A 2,196-nucleotide genomic window follows, 5' to 3' on the forward strand; every position below is an offset into this window, starting at 1 on the left:
CGAAAGGCTGCGATCTTTTGATCTTCAGAGAGTTACGATGCTCTCCTGGCGCCACGCACTCGGGCTCATCCCGGTCCAGCGCTTGAACGCCCGGCGAAAAACTGCGCACGTCGCTGTAGCCGACCTCTTCGGTAATCCGCTCGATGGGCATGTCCGGATTGGCCAGCAGACTCAGGGTCCGCGCCTGCCGCACCTGTTCCAGCAGCGCTTCGAAGGTCAGCGCGTGCTCGGTGAGGCGCCGGCGCAAAGTGCGGCTGCTCATGTTCAAGTCGCCGGCGATTTTTTCGATATGGCTGCCCCGGCTCAGATCCCGGGCAATCGCCCGTTCCACCGCCTGAATCAAATCGAGTTTCTGGTGCACCTGCGCCGCTTCCAGCTCCAGCAAGGCAACCGCCTGGCGCAGCGCCAGCGAATGATGATTGGGCAAGTTGACGTCCAGCCACTGAACATCGATCAGCATGCGATTGTGCAGACAACCGAAACGCACATCGGGCCCGAGCAAGCGGTGGTATTCGCTCAGGTAATCCGGCGCGGCGTGCACAAACTCCACGGCAATCGGCTTGAATTCACTGCCGGCCAAGGCCCGGCCATACACCAGCAGGCTGGCAAAGAATTCTTCGACGGCGAACACCTGAACCTCAGCGAACGGTAAGCGGCACTCGGCGTCGAGGTGCACCTGATCACCCACCACATCGACGCTGGACACCACGATCCCGCCGGAGGTGTGCTGATGGCGGATGCCGAGGGCAAAGGCATCGCGCAAGGTCTTGCACAGCGACAGCACGTGCCCGAGCAGCCCCAGCGTACCCAGCACATTCTGCGCGCCGACCCACAACCCCAACCCCTGATTGGGCAACACTTTGAGCGCGCGCTGAATCATTGCCACAGCCTGGCGATAGGAAATCCGTTGCGCCGGATCCTGCAGATCATCGAGGGTGAAGCCCAGGCCACGGCACAGGCTTTGGGGGTCGATGCCTTTGTTGTGCACGACTTCGGCGAGGGTTTGCAGGAGAAACGGCGAGACCAGCGCCAATTCGAAAGTGGGGTCTTGGACTTTTACGTTCATGGGGGCTGACATTCCGGATCACGCTTGATTGTTATTTTTGTAACCGGTTATGTCGAAGGAAGTTAGCACAGGGTTGGCCGACTGTCCGCAGAAGTCCCCCTAACTGTCCGCCAATACCCTGCCCCGTCGGGCCTCTAGCGCTTATTTCTATGGTGCCGGACGTTTCGCGTACCGGCGCCACGTCCCACCACAATAATAATGAGGACAGCCATGAGCCCGAACCGCGCCACTTTTCCCTTGCGTCTGGCACTGACTTTGCTCGGTTGCACCGCGTCCTTGTCGGCCTTGGCCACCGAAGCCGGCGTCGACAACATCGGCCCCGGCACCGACGGGTTCTTCATGCTGCCGCTGGAAGTCGACAGCCTTCCGGAGAACATGGTCGCGTTCAACCTTTACTACAACCATTACAAGTCGACCAAGCTCAACATCAGCTCGTTGGGCGGCAAGGTGCCGAATGTCGACATCGAATCCACGGCGGTCATTCCGCGCATCGATTACCTGAGCCCGGTACGCGTGTTCGGTGGACGCCTGGCCGGCTACATCGCCCAGCCCTGGTTGAAACAGGAAGTGTCGGTATTCGGTCTCAGCGATACCCGCGAAGGCATGGGCGACACCACGATTGCACCGATCATCCTGTGGGACATGGGCAAGAACCTGACCCTCGGCGCCGCCCTGGAAATCACGGTGCCCACCGGTGAATACAGCGTCGATCGGCTGGCCAATACCAGCAACAATTTCTACACCTACAAGCCGCTGTTCTCGTTCACCTGGCTGCCGACCGACAAGACCGAGGTGTCACTCAAGACCACCTACAGCTTCAACGAAAAGAACAAGGACACCGACTACAAGTCCGGACAGATTTTCCACTTCGACTATTCGGCCAGTTACAAGATCACCGACGATGTGATGCTCGGTATCAACGGCTATTACCTCAAGCAGACCACCGACGACAAACAGTACGGCCACACCGTGCAATTCGCCGGGCAGGAAGTGGACGACGGCGTGCGCGGCCAGGTCTTCGCGATTGGCCCGGCGTTGCACTTCACCTTCCTCAAATACGCCAGCGCGGAGATTCGCTGGGCCAAGGAATTTGACGTGGAGAACCGGCCGGAAGGCGACATGCTCTGGGC

The 2,196-nt window shown here is 59.7% G+C and carries 1 protein-coding gene and 1 pseudogene; one reads left to right on the forward strand and one right to left on the reverse strand.

Features of this window, described 5'->3' with window-relative positions; translation table 11 throughout:
- Positions 1-24: 24 nt before the first annotated feature.
- A pseudogene (locus tag HT737_RS03590) lies at positions 25-1,066 on the reverse strand (AraC family transcriptional regulator).
- 210 nt (positions 1,067-1,276) lie between these two features.
- On the opposite strand from HT737_RS03590, the gene HT737_RS03595 reads away from it, so the two are divergent.
- A partial coding sequence (locus tag HT737_RS03595) for a transporter (RefSeq protein ID WP_182401469.1) occupies positions 1,277-2,196 on the forward strand: 920 nt, incomplete at its 3' end.

This window comes from Pseudomonas sp. MD195_PC81_125, assembly GCF_014060985.1.
Lineage (GTDB): Bacteria > Pseudomonadota > Gammaproteobacteria > Pseudomonadales > Pseudomonadaceae > Aquipseudomonas > Aquipseudomonas parakoreensis.